At 68.4% G+C, this 25585-nt stretch carries 25 protein-coding genes, 1 tRNA gene and 2 pseudogenes; 12 read left to right on the top strand and 16 right to left on the bottom strand.

Features of this window, described 5'->3' with window-relative positions:
- Window positions 1-9: 9 nt before the first annotated feature.
- Window positions 10-672: a GOLPH3/VPS74 family protein gene (locus Ahu01nite_RS15520; protein WP_203837225.1), complete on the bottom strand. Its 663-nt coding sequence runs from the start codon at window positions 670-672 to the stop codon at window positions 10-12.
- Window positions 673-761: 89 nt separating this feature from the next.
- Here Ahu01nite_RS15520 and Ahu01nite_RS15515 point away from each other — a divergent pair, with 89 nt between their 5' ends.
- Genes Ahu01nite_RS15515 through Ahu01nite_RS15490 form a run of 6 tightly spaced genes read left to right on the top strand, consistent with a single transcriptional unit; the run spans window position 762 to window position 5611 of the window.
- Entirely contained in the window at window positions 762-2087 is a 1326-nt protein-coding gene (locus Ahu01nite_RS15515; RefSeq protein WP_203837224.1) for a hemolysin family protein, read from the top strand.
- Entirely contained in the window at window positions 2080-3093 is a 1014-nt protein-coding gene (locus Ahu01nite_RS15510; RefSeq protein WP_203837223.1) for a hemolysin family protein, read from the top strand. The genes Ahu01nite_RS15515 and Ahu01nite_RS15510 overlap by 8 nt, the downstream gene beginning before the upstream one ends.
- Window positions 3094-3138: 45 nt before the next feature.
- Window positions 3139-3948 (top strand): LamG-like jellyroll fold domain-containing protein, encoded by an 810-nt coding sequence (locus Ahu01nite_RS15505; RefSeq protein ID WP_239158872.1) that lies wholly within the window; start codon window positions 3139-3141, stop codon window positions 3946-3948.
- Between the two features lie 19 nt (window positions 3949-3967).
- Window positions 3968-4762 (top strand): calcium-binding protein, encoded by a 795-nt coding sequence (locus Ahu01nite_RS15500; RefSeq protein WP_203837221.1) that lies wholly within the window; start codon window positions 3968-3970, stop codon window positions 4760-4762.
- A 22-nt stretch (window positions 4763-4784) separates the two neighbouring features.
- Window positions 4785-5114 carry a hypothetical protein gene (locus Ahu01nite_RS15495; protein WP_203837220.1) on the top strand — a complete coding sequence of 110 codons (330 nt, stop codon included), beginning with the start codon at window positions 4785-4787 and terminating at the stop codon, window positions 5112-5114.
- Between the two features lie 56 nt (window positions 5115-5170).
- Complete coding sequence (locus tag Ahu01nite_RS15490; protein ID WP_203837219.1) at window positions 5171-5611, top strand: hypothetical protein; 441 nt, start codon at window positions 5171-5173, stop codon at window positions 5609-5611.
- Between the two features lie 15 nt (window positions 5612-5626).
- Here Ahu01nite_RS15490 and Ahu01nite_RS15485 read toward each other — a convergent pair whose 3' ends face one another.
- From Ahu01nite_RS15485 to Ahu01nite_RS15465, 6 genes and pseudogenes are all read right to left on the bottom strand, one after another.
- On the bottom strand, window positions 5627-5815 hold the full coding sequence (locus Ahu01nite_RS15485; protein ID WP_203837218.1) for a hypothetical protein: 189 nt from the start codon (window positions 5813-5815) through the stop codon (window positions 5627-5629).
- Between the two features lie 168 nt (window positions 5816-5983).
- Window positions 5984-7057: a threonine aldolase family protein gene (locus Ahu01nite_RS15480; protein WP_203837217.1), complete on the bottom strand. Its 1074-nt coding sequence runs from the start codon at window positions 7055-7057 to the stop codon at window positions 5984-5986.
- A gap of 9 nt (window positions 7058-7066) precedes the next feature.
- On the bottom strand, window positions 7067-7945 hold the full coding sequence (locus tag Ahu01nite_RS15475) for an XRE family transcriptional regulator (RefSeq protein ID WP_239158876.1): 879 nt from the start codon (window positions 7943-7945) through the stop codon (window positions 7067-7069).
- A 150-nt stretch (window positions 7946-8095) separates the two neighbouring features.
- Window positions 8096-8278, bottom strand: a pseudogene (locus Ahu01nite_RS50370) (helix-turn-helix domain-containing protein); the annotation flags it as partial.
- A gap of 773 nt (window positions 8279-9051) precedes the next feature.
- Window positions 9052-9122: transfer RNA gene (locus Ahu01nite_RS15470), tRNA-Gly, on the bottom strand.
- A gap of 627 nt (window positions 9123-9749) precedes the next feature.
- Window positions 9750-10157, bottom strand: a pseudogene (locus Ahu01nite_RS15465) (pyridoxamine 5'-phosphate oxidase family protein); the annotation flags it as partial.
- A gap of 75 nt (window positions 10158-10232) precedes the next feature.
- On the opposite strand from Ahu01nite_RS15465, the gene dcd reads away from it, so the two are divergent.
- Entirely contained in the window at window positions 10233-10811 is a 579-nt protein-coding gene (gene dcd, locus Ahu01nite_RS15460; protein WP_203837215.1) for a dCTP deaminase, read from the top strand.
- Between the two features lie 19 nt (window positions 10812-10830).
- Window positions 10831-11118 (top strand): YciI family protein, encoded by a 288-nt coding sequence (locus Ahu01nite_RS15455; protein ID WP_203837214.1) that lies wholly within the window; start codon window positions 10831-10833, stop codon window positions 11116-11118.
- Here the strand turns inward: Ahu01nite_RS15455 and Ahu01nite_RS15450 are convergent.
- Window positions 11115-11645, bottom strand: coding sequence for a phosphoribosyltransferase family protein (locus tag Ahu01nite_RS15450; RefSeq protein WP_203837213.1), 531 nt, complete (start codon window positions 11643-11645; stop codon window positions 11115-11117). The two genes, Ahu01nite_RS15455 and Ahu01nite_RS15450, sit on opposite strands and share 4 nt — an antisense overlap.
- Window positions 11646-11728: 83 nt before the next feature.
- Here Ahu01nite_RS15450 and Ahu01nite_RS15445 point away from each other — a divergent pair, with 83 nt between their 5' ends.
- Together Ahu01nite_RS15445 and Ahu01nite_RS15440 are read left to right on the top strand one after the other, a co-directional pair.
- On the top strand, window positions 11729-12856 hold the full coding sequence (locus Ahu01nite_RS15445; protein WP_203837212.1) for a PP2C family protein-serine/threonine phosphatase: 1128 nt from the start codon (window positions 11729-11731) through the stop codon (window positions 12854-12856).
- A gap of 496 nt (window positions 12857-13352) precedes the next feature.
- The gene (locus Ahu01nite_RS15440; protein ID WP_203837211.1) at window positions 13353-15209 is read left to right on the top strand and encodes an acyl-CoA dehydrogenase; all 1857 of its coding nucleotides are present in this window, start codon (window positions 13353-13355) and stop codon (window positions 15207-15209) included.
- Window positions 15210-15277: 68 nt separating this feature from the next.
- On the opposite strand, the gene Ahu01nite_RS15435 is transcribed toward Ahu01nite_RS15440, so the two are convergent.
- Entirely contained in the window at window positions 15278-15793 is a 516-nt protein-coding gene (locus tag Ahu01nite_RS15435; RefSeq protein ID WP_203837210.1) for a SixA phosphatase family protein, read from the bottom strand.
- A gap of 103 nt (window positions 15794-15896) precedes the next feature.
- Here Ahu01nite_RS15435 and Ahu01nite_RS15430 point away from each other — a divergent pair, with 103 nt between their 5' ends.
- Entirely contained in the window at window positions 15897-16196 is a 300-nt protein-coding gene (locus tag Ahu01nite_RS15430) for a DUF6458 family protein (protein WP_203837209.1), read from the top strand.
- 121 nt (window positions 16197-16317) lie between these two features.
- Here Ahu01nite_RS15430 and Ahu01nite_RS15425 read toward each other — a convergent pair whose 3' ends face one another.
- Entirely contained in the window at window positions 16318-17163 is an 846-nt protein-coding gene (locus Ahu01nite_RS15425) for an SDR family oxidoreductase (protein ID WP_203837208.1), read from the bottom strand.
- Window positions 17164-17285: 122 nt separating this feature from the next.
- On the opposite strand from Ahu01nite_RS15425, the gene Ahu01nite_RS15420 reads away from it, so the two are divergent.
- Window positions 17286-17642: a winged helix-turn-helix transcriptional regulator gene (locus Ahu01nite_RS15420; RefSeq protein ID WP_203837207.1), complete on the top strand. Its 357-nt coding sequence runs from the start codon at window positions 17286-17288 to the stop codon at window positions 17640-17642.
- Window positions 17643-17644: 2 nt separating this feature from the next.
- On the opposite strand, the gene trhA is transcribed toward Ahu01nite_RS15420, so the two are convergent.
- From trhA to Ahu01nite_RS15390, 6 genes are all read right to left on the bottom strand, one after another.
- Window positions 17645-18322, bottom strand: coding sequence for a PAQR family membrane homeostasis protein TrhA (gene trhA, locus Ahu01nite_RS15415; protein ID WP_203837206.1), 678 nt, complete (start codon window positions 18320-18322; stop codon window positions 17645-17647).
- Between the two features lie 61 nt (window positions 18323-18383).
- Window positions 18384-19256, bottom strand: coding sequence for a CU044_5270 family protein (locus tag Ahu01nite_RS15410; RefSeq protein ID WP_203837205.1), 873 nt, complete (start codon window positions 19254-19256; stop codon window positions 18384-18386).
- Complete coding sequence (locus Ahu01nite_RS15405) at window positions 19249-19827, bottom strand: RNA polymerase sigma factor (protein ID WP_203837204.1); 579 nt, start codon at window positions 19825-19827, stop codon at window positions 19249-19251. Before Ahu01nite_RS15405 ends, Ahu01nite_RS15410 begins: the two co-directional genes overlap by 8 nt.
- A gap of 66 nt (window positions 19828-19893) precedes the next feature.
- Window positions 19894-21669 carry an NHL domain-containing thioredoxin family protein gene (locus Ahu01nite_RS15400; protein ID WP_203837203.1) on the bottom strand — a complete coding sequence of 592 codons (1776 nt, stop codon included), beginning with the start codon at window positions 21667-21669 and terminating at the stop codon, window positions 19894-19896.
- A gap of 66 nt (window positions 21670-21735) precedes the next feature.
- Complete coding sequence (locus Ahu01nite_RS15395) at window positions 21736-22686, bottom strand: hypothetical protein (RefSeq protein WP_203837202.1); 951 nt, start codon at window positions 22684-22686, stop codon at window positions 21736-21738.
- Between the two features lie 51 nt (window positions 22687-22737).
- Window positions 22738-25585 (bottom strand): hypothetical protein (locus tag Ahu01nite_RS15390; RefSeq protein WP_203837201.1); only part of this gene is annotated, 2848 nt, incomplete at its 5' end.

Below are 25585 nucleotides of genomic sequence, written 5' to 3'. Positions count from 1 at the left end.
CTGTCGGAGTTAGGAGGTCGCGGCCGCCGTGCTGGTGGCCGCGACGATCGACACCATGATCGCGGCCTGGATGCTGTCGATCGTGCTCTTCACGGCCGCGGCCGCCCACGAACCCTCGGAGATCTCCTTCAACCGCGCCTTGACCTCCTTACGGTCCAGTTCACGGAAGATCTTGCGGTCCAGGTCGGTCGCGCCGACCAGGGCACACAGCGCAGCCGTACGCGGATCCGGCACGGCAGAAGTGGTCACCGCCGCGGTCAAACGCTGCCGGGCCTCGGTCTCGGGCGTCGGCTGAACGCCGTGCGGAGCGGGATAGCGGGTGCGGTTGAAGACGAGCAGCACCTTGTCCTTCTGCTTCTCCAGCACCTCGGTCTCGACCAGGCGCTCCATGGTCCGTTTGCGCGCGTCCTTGGCGAGCTTCGACACCCAGTGGCTGGGTTTGCGGTTCTTCTCATCCGCGGCGATCCGGGCGAGCGCGTCGTCCACAAGCGGGTCGCCGGTCGGCGTCGCGTCGCGGATGACGACGTTCTTCTCCTCGATGTCAGCGCGGCCCGCCAGCGCCAGCTCGAGCAGCAGGGCGCCGGCAAGCCCGTTGTCGAGGTGAATGCCGTCCGTCACAGGCGCACCGTCGTCCCCGTACGCGAGCAGCGCGAATTCCTCGGCCAGGTTCATCCGGCGAGCCTATCGAAAATCGTGGCATCGACCGGGGGCACGCGCCCGCTGCCCGGGTCCGGCACAATAAGGGCCGAGGTGAACCGATCATGGACGGCCTGTTCCTGACCGCGGTGCTTCCGCTGGGCGCCTTCGTGCTGCTCACCGCGGGCAACGCGTTCTTCGTGGCAGCCGAGTTCGGGCTGGTCACGGTCGACCGGGCGGAGATCGAAAAGCGGGCCGGGGCGGGTGACCGGCGGGCGCAGACGGTCCGGCACGCGCTGCACGAGCTCTCTTTCCAACTCTCGGGTACGCAGCTTGGCATCACGCTGACCGCTCTGCTGACCGGATATCTGGCCGAGCCCGCGCTCTCCCGGCTTTTCACGCCGGCGATCGAGCCGCTCGCCGGCGAGCACACCGAGGCTGTCACGCACGTGCTCGCGCTGGTGCTGGCGACGCTGGTGTCGATGCTGTTCGGGGAGCTCGTACCCAAGAATGCGGCCCTTGCCCGTCCGATGCGGGTGGCCCTGGCGACGGCCGCGCCGCTGCGGAGCTTCTCCCGCACGTTCAAGTGGATGATCGGTGCGCTCAACGGCTCCGCCAACTGGCTGGTGCGCAGGCTCGGCATCGAGCCGCAGGAGGAGCTCGCCAGTGCCCGGTCGCCGGAGGAGCTGGGGTTGCTCGCCGCGATCAGCGCCCGGGCCGGCGCCCTGCCGACCGAGACCGCCAAGCTGCTGCGACGCACGATCCGGTTCGGCGAGAAACGCGCGGCCAAGGCGATGACCCCACGCGTCGACGTGGTCGGGCTCAAGACCACCGCGAGCGTCGAGGATCTGATCACGGTCGCGCGCAGCACAGGACACACCCGATTCCCCGTGTACGAGTCGACGCTCGACCTGGTCGTCGGTGTTGTCGGGGTTTCCGACGCGCTCGGCGTGCCACCCGAGCGCCGGGCCACGACTCCGGTCTCCACGGTGGCTCGCGAGCCCGTCTACGTCCCGGAGAGTCTCGGCCTCGACAAGGTGCTCTCCGCGTTGCGGGCCGCCGACGCCGACCTGGCGATCGTGGTCGACGAGTACGGCGGCACCGACGGTGTGGTCACGGTCGAGGACCTGATCGAGGAGCTGGTCGGGGAGATCGCCGACGAGTACGACGTGGATGCCGAGCCGGAGCTGACCGCGCCGGGCGGTGCGCGTACGTTCCTGGTCGACGGTTTGCTCCGGGAGGACGAGATCGTCGAGCAGACCGGTTTCCGGCTCCCCGACGGACCGTACGAGACGCTGGCGGGCTTTCTGCTGGCCAAGTTCGGGCACATCCCGGTGGCCGGGGAGACCAGCACCGATGAGGGCTGGGAATTCACCGTGCTGGAGGTCGACCGGCACCGCATCGAGCAGGTGCGCGTCGTCGCGCCGGCGCCGGAGCCCACCGATGACTGAAGTGCTGGTCACGATCGTGTTGTTGCTGGGTAACGCGCTCTTCGTCGGCGGTGAGTTCGCGTTGATCGCGTCCCGGCGTACGGCGCTGGAGCCCCTCGCCGAGACCTCGCGGCCGGCCCGCTGGGCGCTCTCCGCGATGAACCAGATCCCCCTGATGATCGCCGGTGCCCAGCTCGGCATCACGATCTGCTCGCTCGCCCTCGGTGCTGTCACCGAGCCCGCGCTCGCGCACCTGCTTGAGGGGCCGTTCGCAGCGGCGGGCCTGCCCGAGAACGCGCAGCACCCGGTCGCCTTCGTGCTCGCCCTGGTCGTCGTGGTCTTCCTGCACACGGTGATCGGCGAGATGGTCCCGAAGAACATCACCCTGGCCGGCCCGGAACGTTCCGCTTTGATTCTCGGGCCCTTCATGCTTGCTTTCTGTACGGCGACCAGGCCGCTGCTCACCGCGATGCGCTGGGCTTCCCGCCTGGTGTTGTCGCTGTGGAAGATCGAGGCCACCGACGCGGTCAAGACGGTGTTCACGGCCGAGGAGCTGGCGGGCATGGTCACCCAGGCCCGCGCCGAGGGACTGCTGGGGACAGAGCAGTACGAGCGGATCCACGCGGCTCTCGGGCTCAACGAGCGCAAGGCCGGTGACCTCGTGACCCCCTGGTCGGGTGTCACCACGGTGGCGGACGACGCGACGCCCGCGGCGATCGAGGCGGTGGCCACCCGGAGCGGGCGGTCCCGTTTTCCGGTGGTGCAGCGCGAGTCACGGCGGGTGCTCGGATTCGTACACGTCAAGGATGTCCTGGGTTATGCCGGCGCCGAACGCAGCGAGCCGATCCCCGCGGAGCTGATCCGGCCGCTCGCGGTGGTGCCCCCGGAGCGCAACCTGGCCGACCTGCTGCTGACCATGCGGCGCGACCGCCGGCACATCGTCCTGGTCAGCGACGGGCGCCGCCCGCTCGGCGTGATCGCGCTGGACGACGTCCTGCACGCCGTGGTGGGCGAACCCCCGAGTTGATCGTTTCGTTAGGTCTGGATGCGTGTCAATCGTCGGACCTTGTTCGTGGCACTCCTCGCCATCGCTGTCCTCGCAACCGGCGTGTTCACGGCCGCTCATTTCTCCCGACGTGGGGATGCCGCGCCACGGCTGGCCGTCCTGCCGGCAGCGGGCCTCCTTATCTCGGTTCCGGGGTCGGCTGACATCCTTGCGGCGGGCGACGTCGGCGTGGCGGCGGCACCGGTTTCGATCCGCTACACCTTCGACGGCGGCGTATCCCGGCCGATCACCGACGTGCACGGCGGCTACCAACTGACGCCCGTGGGCCAGAACGGCGGCGCGCTGAGCCTGATCCCGCAGGGCGCGGGCCTGGCGGTGCAGTACCCGGCGCGCTGCACGTCCGTGCCCGAATCCGACTGCCCACGGGCGATCCTCGAAGGCGTACGCGACGACAACCTGAACCCGGGAACGCGCCCGCTGCGCTACGGCGCGTCGATCCTGATGACCCACGCGGACCTCGCCGACGGCGCGAACATCGTCCAGAAGGGCTACTCGGTCGGCGGTGGCAGCCAGTTCAAGGTGCAGGTCGACCACGAGAAGGGCCACCCGAGCTGCGTCATCGCCGGCCGCAACAAGATCTACCGCGCCGAACCGCAGCTGGACGTCGCCGACGGAACCTGGCACGACCTGGCCTGCACCCGCGAAGCCGCCGCTCTGAAGTTGACTGTGGACGGTGTGGAACAGGCGTCGGTCCCGATCCCGCCCGGCCTCTCGATCGCCAACCCCGCGCCACTGCGCATCGGTGGCAAGGGCGCCAACAGGGGAAACGACCAGTACGCCGGCCAGATCGACAACGTGTTCCTCTCCATCGACTGATCCCTCTACACTCCCGGTCATGATCCTTCGCTTGGCCATCGCCGGCTCCCTCGTCGCTGCCCCCTTCCTGCTGGCGAGCCCGGCTCAAGCGGCCGCGACCGGTGCCGCATCGGTCGTCAGCAGCACGAAGGTGCAGTACACCGCGGGATCGGGAAAGACCAACAAGGTCACGATCACCCGCTCGGGACGCACGGTCACCATCGACGACAAGGTCACCATCAAGCCCGGCAAAGGCTGCAAGCGCGTCGGCAAAGACGTCACCAAGGTCCGCTGCACAACAAGCAAGACCCCCACTTGGGTACGTATCCACCTCGGCGACCGCAACGACTGGCTGCAGAACAAGAGCGACCTGGGCATCTCTGTGTACGCCGGGAGCGGCAACGACACCGTCTACGGTGGCCCGCGCGCCGACTCGCTCTACGGCGACTCCGGAAAAGACAAGCTCTGGGGCAGCGGCGGCAACGACCGGCTCGACGGCTCGGACGGTAATGATCGTCTCGACGGTGGCGCCGGCAATGACAGCATCAACGGCGGCACCGGCGCCGACTCGATCCTGGCTCGCGGTGGCGACGACAAGATCTGGGGCATGACCGGCAACGACACCATCTGGGCCGGCCCCGGCGCCGACACCATCTGGGACGACCTGCCCGGCCGCGAGTCCGGAGCCGACTACTACTCGGGTGGCGCCGGCCGCGACAGCCTCTACTACGTCCGCGACGAAAAGGTCTGGCTCGACGCGGACGGTGTCAAGGGCGACGACGGTGCCAAGGGCGAGCACGACACGATCGCCAAAGATATCGAGGTTCTTAGCTAGCTCCGTCTCATAGGCTGAGTCCGTGGCCGGATCCGTAGTTGACGTACACATCGAACACGCAGGTGGGCAATACAGCCTCTACCTGCACTGGTCCGACGGCGAGCTGACGGTCACCCGCGGCTCGGACGTCGTCGGCGGCCTGCGCCACCCCGGCGACGTGCTGCTGCACCTGCTCGCCCGCAAGGTCCCGATGCAGGACGCCGCCCGCTACCTCGAAAAGGTCGAACCGGCCTTCGACGCGTACGCCGAGCTGCAGCGCCGCTCCGACACCGACATGGCCGCCTGGCGCATGGCCGACCACCTTCGCCGCGAACAACTCAAAGAGGAATTCCGCCGTACGCGGGAGGGCTGATTTTGGCTCGTTCCGGGGCTTGACTCTCCAGTTGGTGGAGGCAGCAGGGTGGACGCATGACAGCTGACACCCTGGAAAGACTCACCGAAGCCGTCAAGGCGGGCCGAGCCGGCGCCAAAGGTCCGGCCCGTGCGGCCCTGCAGGAGCTCTGGACCGAGGTCGGGGCGGCCGGTGACCCCCTGCATCGGGCCAGCATCGCCCACTACCTGGCCGATCTTCAGGAGTCCGTCGCCGACGAGCTGATGTGGGACCAACGCGCCTTGGCCGCGGTGGCCGACCTCGGCGACGAGCGGGCCCACGCCTTTCTGCCCTCGCTCCACCTCAACCTGGCCGACGCCCATCGACGTCTCGGCGAGCGGGCCCCTGCAGAGCAACACCTGGCCGAGGCCGCGAGCCTGGCCGGCACGTTGTCGGGCGATGAATACGGCGCGCTCATTCGCACGGGCATCGACAACGTGGGCAAGTTGCTCGCCGTCGGCTCCACGGCACCGCTGTGAGCGTTGCCAGCTCCGTCAGTTCGCTTGGTCCTCGGTGGGCTGTTTGGTGCGGGGGAGCAGGAAGGTGCGGTTGTGATTCCAGCGGGCAGGTAGGCGGCCGCGGCGGCGTAGGACGTGCAGCCCCTCCTCCGTCAGGTAGATGCCGAGGATGGCGGCCAATCCTCCGACGACAGGTTCTGCGAGGTCTGCCCACGTGAGATCCACATGCGTTCCTTCCGGCTCCAAGGTCCGTTGGTCAGTGTGCCGCCCGCACGTTTCCAACACCGCCGTTTTGGTCCACGCCGAGTTCCTGCCGGCCCGGGGTGCCTCTTGGTGGCCGGCGGCGACTTCCTACCGGTCCACGCCGAGTTCCTGGCAGATTGCGGCGGCTTCTTACCGGTCCGCGGCGAGTTCCTGGCAGATTGCGGTGACGAAGGTGTCGATGTCGGCCTCGGTGGTGTCGAAGGAGGTCATCCAGCGGACCTGACGTGCTGCCCGATCCCAGTCGTAGAAGCGGAACTTCTCGCGGATGCGGTCCGCCGCGTCGTTGGGCAGCTCGGCGAAGACGGCGTTGGCCTGCGTGGGCTGGCTGAAGCTCAGGCCGGTGATCTTCCCGGCGGCGACAGCCTCGTCGAGCGCTGCCCGCAGCCGGGTAGCCATGGCGTTGGCGTGGCCGGCCGAGCGCAGATACAGGTCGTTCTCGAAGAGCGCGAGCAGCTGTGCGCTGACAAACCGCATCTTCGAAGCCAGCTGCATGTTGAGTTTGCGCAGGTAGATGAGTCCGTCGGCGACCGCCGGGGTGAGCGCGACGATCGCCTCGCCGTAGAGGATGCCGTTCTTGGTGCCGCCGAAGCTCAGGATGTCGACACCCGCATCGGTGGTGAACTCCCGCAAGGGCATCCCCAGGGCCGCGGCCGCGTTGGCGATCCGGGCGCCGTCCATGTGCAGGGTCATCCCCTTGGCGTGGACGCGCTCCGCGATCGCCCGGATCTCGCCCGCGGTGTAGAGCGTGCCCAGCTCGGTGGTCTGGGTGATGCTGGCGACCAGAGGCTGCGCCCGGTGCTCGTCACCCCAGCCCCAGGCCTCCCGGTCGATGAGCTCAGGGGTCAGCTTCCCGTCCGGGGTGGGGACCGTCAGCAGCTTCAGCCCACCGATCCGTTCGGGCGCCCCGTTCTCGTCGGTGTGGATGTGCGCCGTGCTGGTGGCGATGACGGCACCCCACCGCGGCAGCAGACTGGTCAACGCCGTGACATTGGCACCCGTGCCGTTGAAGACCGGGAAGACCTCGGTCTGACCGCCGAACTGCTCGCGGATGACGTCCGCCAGGCGCTGTGTGTAGACGTCTGCGCCGTACGAGACCTGATGTCCGCCGTTGGCGGTGTTGATCGCTGCGAGAACCTCAGGATGCGCCCCGGCGTAGTTGTCGCTGGCGAATCCCCGATATTCGATGTCATGAAGCTGCTCCACAGCGGCAGACTAACTGCCCCCGACCTGCATACGTTCGGACAACCCGCGCAGCTCGGACCCGCCGGCCTGCCGCCGCGACCGATCGAGCAGCACGCGGATGGGTTCGACGAGCTCCGCTGCTGTGCGTACGTGCTGGGGTGCGATCCGTTCCGCGGTGAGCAGATAGCGAACCGCCTCCCGATCCCGTCCCCCGATGCGGGTCAGGGCCCGGGCAGTGTCGGCGTAGTAGAAAACCTGCCGCACCCCGGCCGGGATCCTCGCCGCGTCGGTCCGCTGAGCGATCTCCACCACGAGCCCTGGGTCGCCATCGTCGACCTCGATACTCATGCGCCAGATGTCCACGTTGGTCGGCCCGAAGAACATCCCCATCGTGTTGGTCTCTCCCGTGCGCCGGGCCAGCACAGCAGCCTCGGTCAGCGACTCCCGGCTGTCATCGATTCGGTCCCGGCACCGGCTGGCCAGCGCGGCAACCAGATGCAAAGAGCCGAGCGTCTCCGGTCCCCCCGGCCGCCCAAGATGCTGCCCCAGCTGATCCACGGCTCGCTCAGCGATCGTCTGCCCCCGCTGATACGACCCGCAAGCAATGGAAGCCCTGGCCAATATGTACGCCGAGTGCCCCCGCAGCACCGGATCCCCGGACGCCTCCGCCGCGTCCCGGCACCGCTCCGCACCCAGCCACGCGTCCGCGGGAAACCCCAAACTCCGCAACACCGACGAGGCGTTGGACGCGGCATCACACAGCAGCCGCAACGCCTCCACATGATCCGGCCCAGCCGTCTCCGTATGCAGGTCCCGCAGCAGCCCCGGCAGCACCCGGGTAGCGCCGGCATAGTCACACGCCTGGTGCAGGGCCTCGACAAGAGCAACGGTGCGCTTCAACTCAGCCAACGGCGGCGCAGACCCAGCCGGCGCCTCACTCAGATCAATATCAACTAACGCCCGCCGCAACCCGAGCACCCCAGCCCTCGCGGCCGCAGTGGCCCGATCGGACGCCGGCACCCCCACCCCAACCAGATCAACCGGAGCACACTCCAAAGCCCCAGCTATGTCCGCCAACATGAACCGGTTGTCAGCCCCCTGCAGCCCCCGCTCAATCCGACTCCACGTCGCATGCGAAACCCCAGCCCGACTAGCCGCAAACCGAACACTCCACCCCCGCCCCAACCGCCGCGCCCGAATCCGCTCCCCGACCCCAGGGTCGGTCCCTCGTCGTGGGGCCATGACCCCGACGCTAACGCCCGCCCCTGATCAAGTGGTCCATCCCCGTACCACCAAACGGGCACCCCACCGTGCCCGCACGTGGCCACAGCGCAGACAACACGATCAGCCCTCGCCGCGGCCTCCTGCCCATCGCCTCCACAGCAGCAAAATTCCACAGCCACTTCAGCGCGAGCAGGCATGAACAACGCTGTCGTACCCAGCGTCTCGTTCATCGCTGCCAGCTGAAATTCGCCTTCCAAGTCGCCGGCGGTGCGGTCATCGGCGGTGCGGCCGCCGGGGGTCTGCTGATCCCTGTCGTCGATGTCGTAGAGCCGATGCTTGAGGACGGTGGACCCTGGCTCGGGCGGCCGCCCGGAATGGACTCAGGACCGTCAGCTCGAGACCCGTCGTCAGCAAGGACCAGCCCGGCCGCGAAACACAACCCGATTTGCCTTCCACGCCGACGCAGAGTTCGCGGCGCTGCAACGGTGGCGGTCGTGTCGTTCGCGCCGGACCATCCAGTGCGGCGATCGCCCAAGACAACGGCGCTCCACGCCAAGGAGGCAGCAAGCACGAACGCCCACTCAGCGATTCACGGCCGCACCCCGAACCACTGAAGCCCCCAGACCGCGCCCGCCCCCAGACCGCGCCCGCCCCCAGACCGCGGCTGCACAGAGCGCCCACCCACCCACCGCAACAATCCGCACCGTGGGGGTTTGGGGGCTCGGCCCCCATCGCAGAATGCGAAAAGTCCCCCATCTGCGCACTCCGCAGATAGAGGACCCCTAACTTTGAGCGGGTGACGGGAATCGAACCCGCGCTGTCAGCTTGGGAAGCTGATGTTCTGCCATTGAACTACACCCGCAGCGGGACCACTGTACCCGATTAGTGGGGGTGGTGTGGTTGCGGGTCGAGTAGACGTCGGCCGGGTGTGGCGCTGCCCAGCTTCCTCCTGGCCTGGCAGCGCCCCGTTTGGTGCTTGCGGGCCCGGCCGACGTCTACGTTTTGTGGTCTTTCGGTTCGAGTCTTGGGTGTTTTGCTTCCGGTTCGATCTTGTTGTGCGCTGCTCAGACCGCTCTGCGGGGCGGGTGCTCAGCCGGCCTCGGGGAGTGTGGCCGCGGGTGATCGCTCAGATGTGTGCGGTCAGCTGGGCGATTGAGCGGTCGGCCGAGGCTGAGGCCGCGGGGTCGGTGATGGTGCGGGTGACGCGATCGGGCGTTCTGCGAGCGGAGCTGTTGGGGTCGGGCGCGCTGGATCTGGCAGGGGCGGGCGCCGAGCCAGAGGCGGGCGCGGGCGAAAGTGCGGGCACGGGCACGGGCATGGGCATGGGCACGGGTGCGAGTGCGGCGGGCGTCGCTAGTGCTGGCTTCGCGCGCGTGGGGGTCGGGGAGAGGGAGACCGTGGTGGTGGAGGGGGATGACGGGTGGGTGGGGGATTGCCACTTGAGGGTGATTGGAGGGAAGCGGAGGGTCATGGCTAGGGGGAGGGCGCCGGCGGGGCCGTGGCGGCGGAGCATGGCTGAGTCGATGGAGAGCTCGAAGAGGCGCCAGTCGACGGCGGGGGAGGCGTTGAGGGCGTCGGCCAGGTGGGTGATGACGGCCGGGTTGGTGACGGGGTGGGCGTGGCCGGTCAGGTAGGCCTCGTCGTCGCTTTCTTCCGGGGGGTAGGTGTGGAGGGCGTAGCGGCCGTCGCGCTCGAGGTCGGTGCGTTTGGCGGAGTTGACGATGAAGCAGTAGAGGCCCTCGTCGGTGATGACGGGGGAGACCGGGTGGACGCGGGGGCCGCCGTCGGCGCGGACGGTGGCCAGGTAGCCCATGCCTGGGCCGTACTGCTGGAGCAGCGCGCGGATGGCCGAGGCGAGCTCGGGCTCGGCGGTGGCGAAATCGGACCAGGATGCCATGGGGTGATTCTATCGAACATTTGTTCGATTAGACCACCCGACCAGCGTTTTTCACCTCACCGGTATGGTGTTGCGATGCTGCTCTCCGACCGTGACCTGGTCTCCGAGATCAAGTTGGGCACCCTCGCTCTCGAGCCGTTCGAGCCGGAGCTTCTGCAGCCGTCCAGCATCGACGTGCGGCTCGACCGCTTCTTCCGGGTGTTCAACAACCACCTCTACACCCACATCGACCCGGCGGAGCAGCAGGATGACCTGACCGCTCTGGTGGACGTGGCCGACGGTGAGCCGTTTGTGCTGCACCCGGGCGAGTTCGTGCTGGCTTCGACGCTTGAGGTGATCACGCTCGGCGATCAGCTGGCGGGGCGGCTCGAGGGTAAGAGCAGCCTGGGGCGGCTCGGGTTGCTGACGCACTCGACGGCCGGCTTCATCGACCCGGGGTTCTCGGGGCATGTCACGCTGGAGCTGTCCAACGTGGCCAATCTGCCGATCAAGCTGTGGCCGGGGATGAAGATCGGGCAGCTGTGCATCTTCCAGCTGTCCAGCCCGGCGGAGCACCCGTACGGTTCTAGTGTCTACGGCTCCCGTTATCAGGGGCAGCGCGGCCCGACCCCGAGTCGTAGCTCGCACAACTTCCGTACCTGGAAGACCAACTGAAGCCTGGGAGAATCCCGCCATGTACCTGATGATCTCGACCTATCTGGCGCCGCTCGAGACGGTGGACGAGGCTCGCGACGATCACCTGGCGTTCGTCGCCGGGCTCGAGGAGCGCGGTCTGGTGCCTTCGGCGGGCCGGCAGGACCCGGTGACCGGCGGCATCATCCTGCTCGCTGTGGACACCCGGGCCGAGGCGGAGGCGTTGATCGCCCAGGACCCGTATGTCCTGCGTGGCCTGGCGGAGTATGACGCGATCGGCTGGCAGCCCACCCGCGGCGTGCTGGCTGATTGGAAGAGCCCGGCTTAGAGGTCGGCTCCGTCGAGCAGGCCGCGGATGTCGTCCACGGACGGGGGACATTCGTTCACGATCACGGCGGTGCCGATGACCGTGGCGCCGAGACTCCGGATGAGTGTGGACAGGGCTCGGGACTGGGCGCCGGTCGAGGCCCAGTCGTCGACGATGAGCACGCGGTCGTGCGTACCGATCAGATGGGTTCGCACGCCCAGGTGCTGGGGCTCCCCGCGGTGATCCGCGGGGATCTCCACCCAGGTCATCGGCTCGGCGATCGGGCGCCGGGCCCCTTGCCGGTACGCCTCCACGAAGCCCGCGCCCGCCGCACGCGCGACCAGCGGTCCGATGAGAAACCCCGTGACCTCGGGCGACACGACGACGGTCGGTGAGCCGGGGAAGAGGCCGGCGAGCGCGGGACCCAGGCCGTCCAGGATCCGGGGATCGCGCCACCATCCGGACCGGTCGCTGACGAGGACGGCACCGCCAGGGGGATCGGTCCAGCGGAACGCGGCGATCAACAGGGCGCGGAGATCAGCTGACACTCCGTGAGAGTGTAAAGGTACGACCGGTTAGAACCCGATCGGACAACGGGTCAACTTGGTGCCGTTGCTCAAGTCCATCAGGCATGCTGTTCGGCGTACCCATGCCTACATTGCCGTCGGGTCGTCGCCCGATCACTCCAGGTTCCCGTGCCGGTATCGGCGCGGCCCTTGTGCTGCTCGTGGTCATCGCCGGACTGTCAGCGGCGGATCACGGCCTGTCGAGGTTCGTGGGTCTCTTTGCGATAGTGCCGATCGTGGCTGCTGTGTTCGCATACTGGCAGCCCGTGGTTGGTGTGGGTGTGCTCGCCACCGTGGTGGGGGCCGTCTTCGTCGCGACCAGCGGCAACGTGGATCCGGCGGCGATGGTCAACGTGCTCGCGATCGCGCTCGGCACCGGGCTCGCGGCGGTTGTCGCGCGCACCCGGCAGCGGCAGGACCTGCGGATCGAGGAGCTGCGGCGGCTGGCCGTGGTGGCCCAGCAGGCGGTACTGCGCCCGCTGGGTCCGCAGATCGGGCCGCTGGCGGTGGCCGACCGCTACATTTCCGCATCCACGGCCGCTGACATCGGCGGGGACCTGTACGAGGCCCTGGACACGCCGTACGGCGTACGGATCATCATCGGAGACGTACGAGGCAAGGGCCTGGACGCCGTCCGCCTGGCCAGCATCGTGCTCGGGTCCTACCGGCACGTCGCCTATGAGCGGGCCGATCTGCGCGCCATCGTCACCGACCTGGACCGCGCCGTGGCCCGCAGTGTCGGCGACGAGGATTTTGTGACCGCCGCCCTCATCGAGGAGCGCGGCGGCACGCTGACCATCGTCAACTGTGGACACCCGGCGCCCCTCCTTCTGCGCCGGGGCCAGGTGATCGCGTTGGAACCGCCGTCGCCCGCGCCGCCGCTGGGCTTCATGCCCGTGGCCCGGCCCCGGGTCGAGCGGCTCGAGCCGGGCGACCGGCTGCTGCTCTTCACCGATGGCCTGGGCGAGGCGCGGCGGGACGGCGAGTTCTTCCCGACGGCGGATCGGGCGTGGCGGCTGCTCGGGCACGGCACGGTCGGCGACGGTCTTGCGTCGTTGGAGACCGCTCTCGTCGACTGGGTGCGCGGGCGGCTCGAGGACGACATCGCCCTCGTGCTGCTCGAGTACTCCGGGCCTGACGGAGGTCCGGGCGTACCGATGCCGAGCTGGGAAGTTGGCGCGGCCGGCAGTTAGGCCGCGGGCTCCTCGACCGGTTCGCCCGGATCGTGGGAGTCACTACCAACACTGGCCAGGGAAACGGGCGAATCCGGCGCCGTTGCCGGGATCGACTCGTGGGACGAGGGCGCTGCAGGGGCCGGCACGACGGCCCTGGCGGAGACGGTCTCAGGCTGCCGGTGCCGACCTACGTAGTGGCGCGGCTGGTCCGCCTGGCGAGGCTCCGGAATCAGACTCTTGATCGTGGCGAACATGACGTGACCTCCCCGGGTCTGCGTACGTCCTGCGCGTACACACGGAGAAACGAGCCTCTTCCCGCGTCGATACGTCCCGGGGGTGCGGTCGCTCGCAAATGTCCGAAAGGTTGTCGTGCCTCCCACCCGATCGGAGACGTTTAGCCCCCAAGTCGGCGCACAACCTTTTGATCGGCGGCGACTTGTCGATGACTACTGCGCGGTAATACAGTGTTAGTTACTGACGGGTAACTCGCGTCCTGAGAGCGGGGCCAGAACACATGACTCACTACAAGAGCAACCTGCGTGATCTCGAATTCAACCTTTTCGAGGTCTTCGGGGCGGATCGTGCGTTCGGCCAGGCGCCGTACGACGGCATCGACGCGGAAACCGCGCGCGACGTCCTCACCGAGGTCAACCGGCTCGCCCGGGAGGACCTCGCGGCCAGCTACACCGACTCGGACCGCAACCCGCCCAAGTTCAACCCGGCGGATCACACCGCGCCGCTGCCCGAGTCGTTCAAGAAGTCGTATGCCACCTTCATGGCGTCCGAGTTCTGGCGGCTCGACCTGCCCGAGAGCCTCGGCGGCACGCTCGCGCCGCGGGTGCTGTGGTGGGCCATCGCCGAGCAGGTCCTGGGGGCGAATGCCCCGGTCTGGATGTATTCCTCCGGCCCTTCCTTCGCGCACGTCGTCGAGGTCGAGGGCACCGAGGCGCAGAAGAAGTGGGCCAAGCTCTTCGTCGACAAGCAGTGGGGCTCGACGATGGTGCTCACCGAGCCCGACGCGGGTTCCGACGTCGGCGCCGGCCGCACCCGGGCCATCCAGCAGGAGGACGGCTCGTGGCACATCGAAGGGGTGAAGCGCTTCATCACCTCGGGTGAGCACGACCTCACCGACAACATCATCCACTACGTGCTCGCGCGCCCGGTCGGCGTCGACGGCGTGGGTGGCCCCGGCACCAAGGGCCTGTCGCTGTTCATCGTGCCGAAGTTCCACTTCGATGCGGAGACCGGCGAGCTGGGCGAACGTAACGGCGTCTACGCCACGAACGTCGAGCACAAGATGGGCCTGAAGGTCTCCAACACCTGCGAGATGACCTTCGGCGAGCACGGCACCCCGGCCAAGGGCTGGCTGCTGGGCGACGTCCACCAGGGCATCCGGCAGATGTTCATGATCATTGAGTACGCCCGGATGATGGTCGGCACGAAGGCGATCGCCACCCTCTCGACGGGCTACCAGAACGCCCTGGAGTACGCGAAGAACCGCGTGCAGGGCGCCGACCTGACGGAGAACTCCAACAAGGCGGCACCCCGCGTCACGATCACGCATCACCCGGATGTGCGGCGCTCGCTGATGCTGCAGAAGGCGTACGCCGAAGGCCTGCGCTCTCTGGTCATCTACACAGCGACCTGGCAGGACAAGGTCGCGATCGCCCAGGCCGCGGGAGACACCGAGGCGGCGAAGGCGGCCAGCCGGGTCAACGACCTCCTGCTCCCGCTGGTCAAGGGCGTCGGCTCGGAGCGGGCGTACGAGATGCTCGGCCACGAGTCGCTGCAGACCTACGGCGGCTCCGGCTTCCTGCAGGACTACCCGCTCGAGCAGTACGTCCGCGACGCCAAGATCGACACGCTGTACGAGGGCACCACCGCGATCCAGAGCCTCGACCTGATCTTCCGCAAGATCGTGAAGGACGGCGGCGTCTCGCTGGCCACCATCGCGACCGAGATGCAGGAGTTCATCGACAGCGAGGCCGGCAACGGTCAGCTCAAGGTCGAACGGCAGTCGCTGGGCAAGGCACTGGGCGAGCTGCAGGCCATCCTCGGCATCGAGATGACCTGGCTGCAGGCGGTGCAGGGCGGTGACACCCGCGAGCTCTACCGGGTAGGGCTGACCTCACGCCGGGTGCTGCTGGCCCTGGGTGACGTCACGGTCGCGTGGCTGCTGCTGCGCGGTGCCGAGGTCGCCCTCAAGCAGCTCGGCACCGAGCTGACCACCAGTGACAAGGCCTTCTACGAGGGCAAGGTCGCGGCGGCGCGGTTCTTCGCCCGCGAGGTCTTGCCCCGGATCGGCTCGGACCGCCGGATCATCGAGAACACCACCCTCGACGTGATGGACCTTCCCGAAGAGGCCTTCTGAGCAAAAGCGCAAGGACGAAAAGCCGGCGGACAACGGTGTCCGCCGGCTTTTCCATGCCTGGAAGAAGGTCAGCCGCGCGCGGTGTGCGATGTGATCAGGGGTAGCGCGCCGGGCTCGGTGTCGGACCACGAGCCCTCGAAGCGGTGCACGGCGAGACCGGACGTCTTCAGACCCTCGACAACACCGCCACCCTCGTACGGGCGTAGCAAAATAGACACATCGGACATGGTCGGATTGTGACCGATGACCAGGACCGTGCGTACGGTGTCGGGGACGGCGCGGAGCAGGTCGATGACCTCGGTACGCCCGCCGTCGTACAAGCCGGTCTCGTAATGGACCTCGGACGACCCGTTGTCCGGTGCGGCCTGAGCCAGCGCGACCGACACTCCCTGCCACGTCTGTCTGGTCCGGGTGGCCGGCGAACAGATCACCAGCCGCGGATTCAGCCGCTCGTCGGCCAGCCAGGCTCCGGCGGCGTCGGCGTCCGCACGTCCGCCGTCGGTCAGGTGACGCTCGAAGTCGAGCAGGTCACCGGGGTCCTCCGCCTTGGCATGGCGCAACAGGACAAGGGTTCTCGCGGTCATGGGTCCAAGCTTGCCTGATTGAGCCTTCCGTCACGTGGGTAGACACACGTATCGACATATTGCCGCGGCTCGAAGCGGCAGCGACGAGCCAGGGAGGTCCATCATGGGCATCGGCGGAAGCATTTTCCTACTGGCGCTGGGAGCGATCCTCGCGTTCGCGGTCAACGCCAACATCAGCGGCCTGGACATCAACGTGGTGGGCTACGTGTTGATGCTGGCCGGACTGGTCGGTCTTGTTCTCACGCTCTACTTCTGGAACAGCCGCCGCCGTCCCGCAGCGGTGGTCGACGAGCGCCCGGTCATCCGTGAGGAGCCGGTCTACCGCAACGACGGTGAGGTCGTGCAGGAATACCGTGAGACCACGCGGCGCAATCCCCCGCCGCCGCCGAGCTATGGTGCCTGAGTAGGGCGTAGTAAAACGTACGGCTGAACGAGGGGCCGGCTCAAGATGGGCCGGAAGTGGGCAGTCGTTACAAAGGGGCGTCACCGGTAATCCGGTGACGCCCCTAAAAAAATCCCTGAAGCTAGGCGAGGGCGCCGCGGACCGCCTCGGCGATCGGGGTCACCGGGCGGCCGAGGAGCTTCTCCAGGTCGGCGGTGCCGGTGTTGAGGGCGCCCTGCGATGCCGCGCGGTCGACGTCGGCGAGCACTACCGCGAATTCCTGCGGCAGGCCGACGCTGACCAGGAACTCGACGTGCTTCTCCTCGGTCAGGTTGGTGTACGTGACCTCGCGTCCCGACACCTCACTGACCTGCGCAGCCAGCTCGGCCAGCGTGACGCCTTCGCCGCCCAGCTCGTACACCTTCTGGTCGACGCCATCCGCGAGGATCGCGGCAGCGGCGGCCTCGGCGTAGTCGGACCGCGGGGCAATGTTGATCTTGCCCTCGCCCGCGCCGCCGACCAGGCCGTGGTCAAGGGCGGTCGGGAGGTTGTAGTTCTCGACATACCAGCCGTTGCGGAGGAAGACCGACGGGATGCCGGAGGAGGTCAGGGCCTCCTCGGTGGCACGGTGGTCGGTGACGAGGATCGCGTCACTGGTGGCGGCGAACGGTGCGCTCGTGTAGACGATCTTGCTGATGCCCGCGGCCTTGGCGGCGTTCACGACGTTCGTGTGCTGCGGAATGCGCCGGCCCGGCTCGCTGGCCGAGATAAAGAGCAGCTTGTCGGCGCCCGCGAACGCCGCGTCCAGCGACTCCGGCTCGTCGTACGACGCCTTCTTGACGACCACACCCTTGTCCGCCAGGTCCTTGATCTTCTCGACGCTGCGGCCCACCGCGACGATCTCGCCGGCGGGTACGCCCCGGCTCAGCAGGGACTCGATGGCGAGGCGGCCGAGGTGTCCCGTGGCTCCGGTGACGACGATGGTCATGACGATGACTCCCTAGCTCGGTGAAAGGCTTTCGATTCCCACAACGAGGCAGGTCAAGGATCACTTCCCAAAGGAGAGTGAGCACCTTGAAGTGCAGTACTCACCTGAGGGATAGTAACCAGGTGGAAACGGATGTGTACGCGAAAAACTGCCCCAGCCGCCAGGTGCTCGACCGGATCGGCGACGCGTGGAGCGTACTGATCGTGTCCTCGCTCAAGGACGGCTCGCTGCGATACACGGAGCTGGCCCAGCGGATCAACGGCGTCAGCCCCAAGATGCTGACCCAGACCCTGCGCGGGCTGGAACGGGACGGGATCGTCACGCGTACGGTGCACGCCGTGGTGCCGCCCCGGGTTGACTACGCGCTGACCACGCTGGGGCGCAGTCTGCTCAGCCTCTGCAACGCGCTGCAGGACTGGGCGGAAATGCACATCGGCGACGTCCTCGACGCGCGCGAGGCCTACGACAGCCGGGTCTGAGGCTAGGCGTAGAGCGAGAAGTAGATCGCGACGTGGTGGCAGAGCGCCGCGATCAGGGTGCACGCGTGGAAGAACTCGTGGTGGCCGAAGACGGTCGGCCACGGGTTCGGGCGGCGCAGGGCGTAGAAGACCGCGCCGACGCTGTAGATCACGCCGCCGGCCGCGAGCAGGACCAACGCGGTGACGCCACCCTTGTGCAGCACGTCCGGCAGGATCGCGACCGCGCCCCAGCCCAGGGCAAGATAGAGCGGCGCACCCACCCATCGGGGCAGGTGCGGCCAAACGCTCTTCAGTGCGACCCCGCCCAGCGCGCCGACCCAGATCAGGGTCAGCATGACCGTCGCCTTACCGGAACTCAGCAACAGGACGCAGAACGGTGTGTACGTCCCCGCGATGAAAATGAAGATCATCGAGTGGTCCAGCCGCCGCATGATCTGGTAGCCGCGTTCGGTCCAGGTCCGGCGGTGGTAGAGCGCGCTGATCCCGAAGAGCCCGCAGACCGTGACGCTGTAGATGAGACAGCTCACGAACGGTGACATCCCTGGTCGGGTCAGCGCGATCGAGCAGAGGACGACGCCGCAGACGAGTGCGACGAAGAACGCGTACTGATGCAACCGCCCGCGCAGACGCGGCTTGCCAAGATCGGCGGGCTTAATCTGGAAGGGGGTTTCGGTTGTCACGGGATAAGGCTACGACACCGTAGGTTGCCGGGAAGTAGTCCAAACGCCCTTGACAAATGACCTACCTGTCGCGAACCGCATCGACCAGGGCCACGTCGGTGGTGGTGGTCTGTGAGCCGAGGAACACGTTGGTCTCCGGGTCGAAGATCCACATCGCTTGAGCGCCGTATGTCCAGGCCACCCCCGTTCCCTTACGTCCGGCCGGATCCGTCACCCCCTCGATCACCTTGAGCCCGGGCACCGTCGCGGCGGCCCGATAGACCGCAGCCCGCTGCTTCGGCGTCAGCCAGAACTGCTCCGCGTAGTACCAGAGATCTTTGGCGATGGCGTTCGTCCGGGCCTCCTCCGTGTCCTGGTTGGCGTCCTTCTCGATCTGCTTGAGCAGCTTCTTGGGATCGGTCGGGAAATCCGGCAGGTAGTGCGCGTCCGGCTTGCAGTCGTCGCCCTCGATCGTCTTCTTGCCCGGACGGCAGGCCTCGAGGACCGTCTCGCCTTCATCGGAGCGGATGGCGAGCCCGTCATGCTTGCCGTCGATGGAGAACCACCCCTCGTACACAACTTTGCCGCCGGCGCCGCGCTGCGAAAGGTACAAGAACTGGTCGGGTCGTGGAACGACCGTCTTCTGCCGCAACGCGGCATCTGCTGCCTCGTCAAGGACCTGGGATGCCAGGCGGAGGGGCCTTTCCGTAGGCGCCAGCGCAAGTGGAGGTGCAGGTGCAGGCGTCGGCGCGGGCGCTTTTGCGGCAGCGACAACAACAATGGCGGCTGCGGCAAGACCCGCCGTCCCCGCGAAGGCGATCCGGCCCATGCTCCAGAAACGCTTCTTCGCAAGACCGGCCTCGGCGATGAAAGCCGCGCGGGCCGGTGCCAGCCGCTTCGCGTTCGGCAGGACCGCATCCTCGGTGAGATCGCGGATCAAAGTCAGATCATCCATGGCGTACGCCCTCCTCGAACACAACCAGCGGATTGCTCCCGCCCAACGCGGCACGTACGGCGACCCGCGCCCGATGCAGCCGCGACCGCACCGTGCCCACCGGGATCTCCAACGCGGCGGCGACCTGCTCGTACGTCAACTCCTCCTGAGCCACCAGGAGCAGCACGTCACGATCACCGGAATTCAGCTCGGCCAGCGCCGACTGCAACGTGTCACGCAGGGCCGCGGCGCTCAGATCGGTCGCCACCTGGTCGGCGTGATTGATGACGTCGGCGCTCGGCGCGATCGAGGTGCGCAGGCGGAAGTCACGCGCCTCGTCCCGGCGGTGCTGGGCGACCAGGTTCGTCGCGATCCCGTAGAGCCAGGGACGCGCATCGGGACGCGTACGGTCATAGCCGTCACGTCGCCGGAACGCGACCAGAAAGACCTCACCGACCAGGTCGTCGGCGCTCTGATCGCCCAGCCGCCGCGCCAGATAGCGGTGGATGTGCGGTGCGTGCCGGTCGAAGATGCCCGTGAAGGCCTCGGGTCTGCTCCTCGACCGGCCGATGAGCTCGGCATCGTCTGCCATGGTGCCCCTTTCCACTCGCAGGGTGACATCTCTTATCCGTCACCGGAGCGGAAAGGGTTCGCGGTTTTATACGTCCAGACCGCGCAGGATGAGCGGCAGCCGGCTCGGAGCCGCGGGGTCGATCACGATCGGCACACCCCAGTCCTGCCGGGTGAGGTGGCACGCCGCATGCTCGACGTCCGCGTCACACGTCGCGGCCTGCGCCACGACCTGCAGCACACCCTTGGGAACATCGGGGTTGAGCACGAGCCGTCGCGACAGCTCCGTGCCGGTGCCCTCGCCCTCGAGCAGCAGCTCAGGCGGGGCAGCCGAGACGACCAAACGCGTCGACGGACCGAACGTCGTGTCGAGCTTCTGCCCCGGCGGCGGAGTGAAAACGATGTCCAGGGTGACCTCGCCCGGCGCCAACGGCGATGCCGGCCGCTCGGTGCGATGCCGCTCACCCTCAACCGTCCGCACCGCGCCCGGCGCCAGCTTCACCAGCCGATGCGCACCCGACTCCACCACGAGCACCTCGCCGGCCCGCGTCACCAGGATGTCGCTCGGCTCCGCCAGCCCGGAATCAACCGTCGACATCTCATCGGTCGCCGGATCGAACCGCCGCACCGCACCGTTGTAGGTGTCGGCGATCAGCACCGACCCGTCGGCCAGCGCCCCGACACCGAGCGGATGCTGCAGCAACGCCTGCTTCGCAGCACCATCAACATGCCCGAAATCAAAGAGCCCCTGACCGACAGCGGTGTGCAACTCACCCTTCTCGATCCAGCGCAGGGCCGACGTCTCACTGTCCGCAATCCAGAGCCTTGCACCGTACGCCGAGAGCCCCGACGGTTGCGCCATCCACACATCCGGAACAGCCCCGTCCCGCAGCGACTCCACGGTCGTGCCCGCGTAGACACCAAGCGTCCCCAGCTCGGGATCGAACCACCACAACTGGTGGATCCCGGCCATCGCGATGATGATTCGATTCTCGTACCACGCCAGATCCCACGGCGACGACAGCGCCACCCCGTCGTCCTGCGCGGAACGCCACGGCCGCCCGGTGCCGGCCAGCGTGCTGACCTCACCGGTCTCCAGGTCGAGCCCGCGCAACAGATGATTGACGGTGTCGGCGACAACCACCGTGCGACCGTCGGGCAACAGGCAGAGCCCCTGCGGCTCGGAGAAACTCGCAACGCCCGCAGGCCCGTCCACCTGGCCCCGCCGCCCGCTGCCGATCCGCCGGACCAGCGTCTCGCCGTCGGGGGCCAACTCCACCAGCGAATGCCGGGCCGAATCGGAGACCAGCAGATTGCCGCTGGGCAGCTCGATGGCCTTGCCGGGGAACCGCAACACGGTCTCATCAGCCGCCGGCGGGACGTAGGGCCCGTCCCCGCGGTGCAGGGTGCCCTTCGCCTCGTGCACGGCGATCAACTCGTCGAGCAGCCGGACCAGCCCCTCGGCATGCCCCTCACCCGCCATCGACGCGACGACATACCCCTCGGGGTCGACAACGCTGAGCGTCGGCCACGCCTTGGCCGCGTATTGCTGCCACATGACCATGTCAGCGTCATCAAGAACCGGGTGATGCACGCCGTAGCGCTCGACGGCGGCCGCCAGCGCCTCGGGATCCCGCTCATGCTCGAACTTCGGCGAATGCACGCCGATCACCACAAGAACGTCGCCGTACTTCTCCTCGAGCGGCCGCAGCTCATCCAGGACATGCAGGCAGTTAATACAGCAAAAGGTCCAAAAGTCCAAAAGGACGAATTTGCCCCGAACATCGGCGAGCTTCAGCTCCTTGCCGCCGGTGTTCAACCAACCCCGAGCCCGAAACTCGGGAGCCCGCACGCGCGCATCCATGTGAGCAATTTTGCCCCGCGCCCCGGCCCGTCGTGAGCCGGGGCGGCGAGGCGAGGGTCACTGTTCTCAGGCAAACCTGTCGCTGTCGTCAGGGACCGGGAACAGCGATGTGGCCAGGGCGACCATCGCGAGCAGGAGCAGTGCGGCGAGGATTGCGGGCTTGGCGCGGGGCCACGAGTCCGCTCTGTCCTCGGCGAACGGTGACCCGGTGACCGCATCGATGTCGGCGATCTTCGGTGGGGCGGGGAGCGGGTCCAGCGTGGCCATGCCAAGGGAGCCGCGGGCGGGCATGCCGTACGCGTCGCCCTGAGAGAGTTGCCAGAGGTTGAGCACGGAATCCCTGTCCAGGACGGCAACCGGCGGTGCGGGGCGGGGCTTTCTGAGCAGGTCGTTGTCCGGGATCTGCACCAGGGCGATCAAGACGAGCACCAGGACGGGGAACAGCCCGGCTCCGGCCCGGGTCATCGGGCCGCGCGAGGCCAGCGTGGTGGTCATGACGAGGCTGAGTGCGAGAACGATGACGATGGACAGCGCGAGCAATGGGCCGAGCGCCGTCAGGTCCGGCATCGTGTCCCGCGACACCACCGAAAACCGTCCGTGTTCGCAGACAGCCCAGAGGACAAGGACAGCGCCGATCGCTGCGGGTGGATGCCACCATCGCGGACGGAGCCGGGAGCGGTCCAGCACAGCCACGGTCAGCGCCCCTGCGGCCAGGATCAACGAGCCGGACTCGGCCAGCGCGTTGAGGTCGCTGCCGCCGGGAAACTCCGCCGGCCAGCCGAAACCGTCGGTGTCGGCATCCACCAGGCCGGCGGTGAGGGCCAGGGACGCCAGGCCGATGAGACCGGCCCGGCGTGATCTTCCCTCCACCCGCGGCGTGGCCAGGGCGAACGCCAGCAGGGCGGTGAGTGCCAGGGTGCCCGCGTACGGCATCAACTGGAGGTCGAGGTAAAGCCCACCCACCTGGAGAGCACCGGCGGTCAGGAAGACCCGGGACGCCCATTTTTCAGCACGCACCCGGCGATGGTGCCGAACCAGGCTCAAGCCTGGTTCAGCACCACGTCAGGTTCAGGACTTCGGTTTGAGACAGAGGACCTGGGACTTGTTGTCGCTGGTCGGGTTGACGACGTACGGCTGGTTGACGTCGGGGCACTGGTCCTTGGTGTCGACGATGGCCGTCACCTCGAACGAGCCGGCGTCGGTGCAGTTCGCGGCGACGGCCTTGTCACCGTCGCGCTTGACGCAGTCGCCGGCGCTGACCGAGAAGCCGCCGCTGTCCGAGCCGCGGGCGATCAGCCAGGTGATGCCGAACGTCAGGCCGACCAGCAGGCCGGCGCCGAGGATGACACCCAGGAGCACGGGCAGCATGCGTACGTGCGGGGTCTCGGGCTTGGCGACCTCGGTCACCGACTGGCTGGTCTCGGGCTTGAACGAGCTGAACGGGTCCGGGCCGCCCGTCGCCTCGGTGCCCGGCCAGCTCGCCGTGGCGTCCGGGTCGGGCGGGGTGACCGTGGCCCGGCTGGCGGGGCCGCCGAACGCGTTGTTGCCCTGGGGGCGCTCGCCGAACGGGTGCGTCGAGTCGTTCGGCGGCGGGAAACCATTTTCGAACGGCTGCGACGCGTGCATGGCCGGCAGGGCGGGCGCAGGCACGTACGGGTCCTGGCCGCGGCCCGACACGTCGATCGTGTGCTCGCTGAAGTCCGGCGGCATGGTACGGCTCGCCGGGTTACCCGGAACCGGGCCCGGGTGGTTCGGCTGCCCCGGACGTCCCCGACCGGCGAGGTCGGAGGTGAACTCGTTGTAGCCCGACTCCGGCTGCCCCGACGAAGGCGCGGACGACGGGAACGCCTGCCCGGACGTCGGCGCGCTCGAGCCGTAGCTTCCGGACGTGGGCGCACTCGCACCGTACGTCCCGGGCGCCGAGCCGTAACTGCCCGAGGTCGGTGCGCTGGAACCGTACGTTCCCGGGCTGGAACCGTAAGTGCCCGACGTCGGCGCGTTGGCCGGGAAGCCGTGACCACCGGACTGCTCGGAGTCGAACTCCTGACCCGACGTCGGCGCGCTCGGCGGGTAACCCTCGCCCGGAGCAGACCCCTGATTCGGTACGGACGCCGCGCCCCCGAAAGCAGCAGGCTGCCCGGACGTCGAGGCTGCCGCGGGCGAACCCGGCGCGAACGGCTGCGAGGGGGGCGACACGCGGGCACTGCCCGAGCTCCGGCCCGCATTCCGCGAATCACCGTCGGCAGGCGAACCGAAACCGTCGCCCTGGGGTGCATAACCGCTGTCAATGGCCGCGCCGTAACTGCCGCTTGAGGACGCACCGTACGCGTTGTCGGGTGCATCGTCCGAGGCTGAGCTGTACGGGCTGCCGTAGTCGCCCGACGAGGGGGTGCCGTAAGCGCCCGAGGTCGGAGCCGCGTCCGGGGTGCCCGGCATCGCGCCGCCGTAGGTGCCGGAGCGGCCTGCCGGGGCACCGAAGCTGTCCCGTTCGTCAGCCTGACCGAAGCTGTTGTTCTCGTGCTGGCTTGCTGGGGGGAAGCTGTTGTTTTCGGGCTGGCCGAACGTGTTGCGATCAGCTTCCGGCTGGCCGTAGGCGCCCGAGGTGGGTGCTGCGCCGAAGGGGGCGTGTCCGTCTTCGCTCTGGCCGGCCTGCTCGTCCGGGCTTTCGGGCTCCGGGGGGCGGCCGTACACGCGGGACTGGGGGTTCGCTGCCGGCGGGGCGCTTTCTTCGGCGTCCGGCGGCGGGGATACGCGGCTGGAGACCGGGACGGAGGCGCTTGCGGAGACCGGGCGGGCGGTGCCCTTGGCCGGACCTGACGGCGTGGGGCCGGCGTGGTCTGCGGCTTCGGGCGCTTCGGCGGGGTCACGCGGGTGCGGGACCGCGGCGGGGCGCTGTTCGGCTACGACGGGGGCGCCGCCTGAGCTGAGGGCGCCGCCGGTGCTGAGCGCCGCGCCGGGGACTCGCTGCGGGTAGCCGCTTGACGTTTCGGGCTGCCCGTTGTCGGGGGCCTCGAAGGAAGCGCCCGGAACGCGCTGCGGGTAGCCACCCGAGCGGGAGTTGTCGTCACCGCCGAACGGGGCCGCCGAACCCGCCGTACCGAACGACGGGTCAGAGCCCGCCGTACCGAACGGGGAGTCGGAGCCGGGAGTTCCGTACTGCGAGTCGGAGCTTGGAGTTCCGTACGGGGAGTCGGAGCCGGGAGTTCCGTACTGCGAGTCCGAGCCTGCCGAGCCGAACGGGGAGTCCGAGCCGGCGGAACCGTGCTGGGAGTCCGAGCCGGCGGCACCGTGCTGGGGGTCGGAGCGCGAACTGCCGAACTGGGAGTCGGATCCGGCCGAGCCGAACGACGAATCAGAGCCGGCCGCACCGAACGAAGAGTTGGAATCCGCCGAGCCGTGCGCGGAGTTGGAACCCGCTGAGCCGTGCGGGGAGTTCGGATTCGCTGCGCCGAACGGCGAGTTTGAACCCGCTGCTCCGAACGGTGAGTCGGAGCCCGCTGAGCCGTGCTGGGGGTTCGAGCCCGCGGCACCGAACGGGGAGTCGGAGTTCGGGTTGCCGTAGGGAGAGTTGGACCCTGCGGCGCCGTACTGGGAGTCGGAGCTTGGAGTGCCGTACTGGGAGCCGGAGTTCGGGGTGCCGTACTGGGAGTCGGAACCCGCCGGGCCGTACTGGGACTCCGGGCCGGTCGGGGCGAACGGCGAGTCAGCGCTGGGTGAGCCGTACTGGGTGCCCGAGGCTTGGGCGCTTGGCGTTTGGGCGCCGGGAGTCGGGGTGCCGTACTGGGACTCCGGGCCGTTGGATCCGAACGGGGAGTCGGAGTTGGTCGTTCCGAACGGGGGGTCCGACGGGGGCTTGCCGTAGGGGGTTCCGGCGTCGCGGCTGAATTGCGAGTTGGCGTCCTGGGGCGGGGCGAAC

This window comes from Winogradskya humida, from assembly GCF_016862215.1.
Lineage (GTDB): Bacteria > Actinomycetota > Actinomycetes > Mycobacteriales > Micromonosporaceae > Actinoplanes > Actinoplanes humidus.
This window is presented reverse-complemented; position numbering and strand designations above follow the sequence as displayed.

Excerpts from the sequence above, each read along its gene's own strand:
- Ahu01nite_RS15520 (WP_203837225.1), bottom strand. The coding sequence starts at position 672 with ATGAACCTGGCCGAGGAATTCGCGCTGCTCGCGTACGGGGACGACGGT.
- Ahu01nite_RS15515 (WP_203837224.1), top strand. The coding sequence starts at position 762 with ATGGACGGCCTGTTCCTGACCGCGGTGCTTCCGCTGGGCGCCTTCGTG.
- Ahu01nite_RS15510 (WP_203837223.1), top strand. The coding sequence starts at position 2,080 with ATGACTGAAGTGCTGGTCACGATCGTGTTGTTGCTGGGTAACGCGCTC.
- Ahu01nite_RS15500 (WP_203837221.1), top strand. The coding sequence starts at position 3,968 with ATGATCCTTCGCTTGGCCATCGCCGGCTCCCTCGTCGCTGCCCCCTTC.
- Ahu01nite_RS15490 (WP_203837219.1), top strand. The coding sequence starts at position 5,171 with ATGACAGCTGACACCCTGGAAAGACTCACCGAAGCCGTCAAGGCGGGC.
- dcd (WP_203837215.1), top strand. The coding sequence starts at position 10,233 with ATGCTGCTCTCCGACCGTGACCTGGTCTCCGAGATCAAGTTGGGCACC.
- Ahu01nite_RS15455 (WP_203837214.1), top strand. The coding sequence starts at position 10,831 with ATGTACCTGATGATCTCGACCTATCTGGCGCCGCTCGAGACGGTGGAC.
- Ahu01nite_RS15445 (WP_203837212.1), top strand. The coding sequence starts at position 11,729 with ATGCTGTTCGGCGTACCCATGCCTACATTGCCGTCGGGTCGTCGCCCG.
- Ahu01nite_RS15440 (WP_203837211.1), top strand. The coding sequence starts at position 13,353 with ATGACTCACTACAAGAGCAACCTGCGTGATCTCGAATTCAACCTTTTC.
- Ahu01nite_RS15435 (WP_203837210.1), bottom strand. The coding sequence starts at position 15,793 with ATGACCGCGAGAACCCTTGTCCTGTTGCGCCATGCCAAGGCGGAGGAC.
- Ahu01nite_RS15430 (WP_203837209.1), top strand. The coding sequence starts at position 15,897 with ATGGGCATCGGCGGAAGCATTTTCCTACTGGCGCTGGGAGCGATCCTC.
- Ahu01nite_RS15425 (WP_203837208.1), bottom strand. The coding sequence starts at position 17,163 with ATGACCATCGTCGTCACCGGAGCCACGGGACACCTCGGCCGCCTCGCC.
- Ahu01nite_RS15410 (WP_203837205.1), bottom strand. The coding sequence starts at position 19,256 with ATGGATGATCTGACTTTGATCCGCGATCTCACCGAGGATGCGGTCCTG.
- Ahu01nite_RS15405 (WP_203837204.1), bottom strand. The coding sequence starts at position 19,827 with ATGGCAGACGATGCCGAGCTCATCGGCCGGTCGAGGAGCAGACCCGAG.
- Ahu01nite_RS15400 (WP_203837203.1), bottom strand. The coding sequence starts at position 21,669 with ATGGATGCGCGCGTGCGGGCTCCCGAGTTTCGGGCTCGGGGTTGGTTG.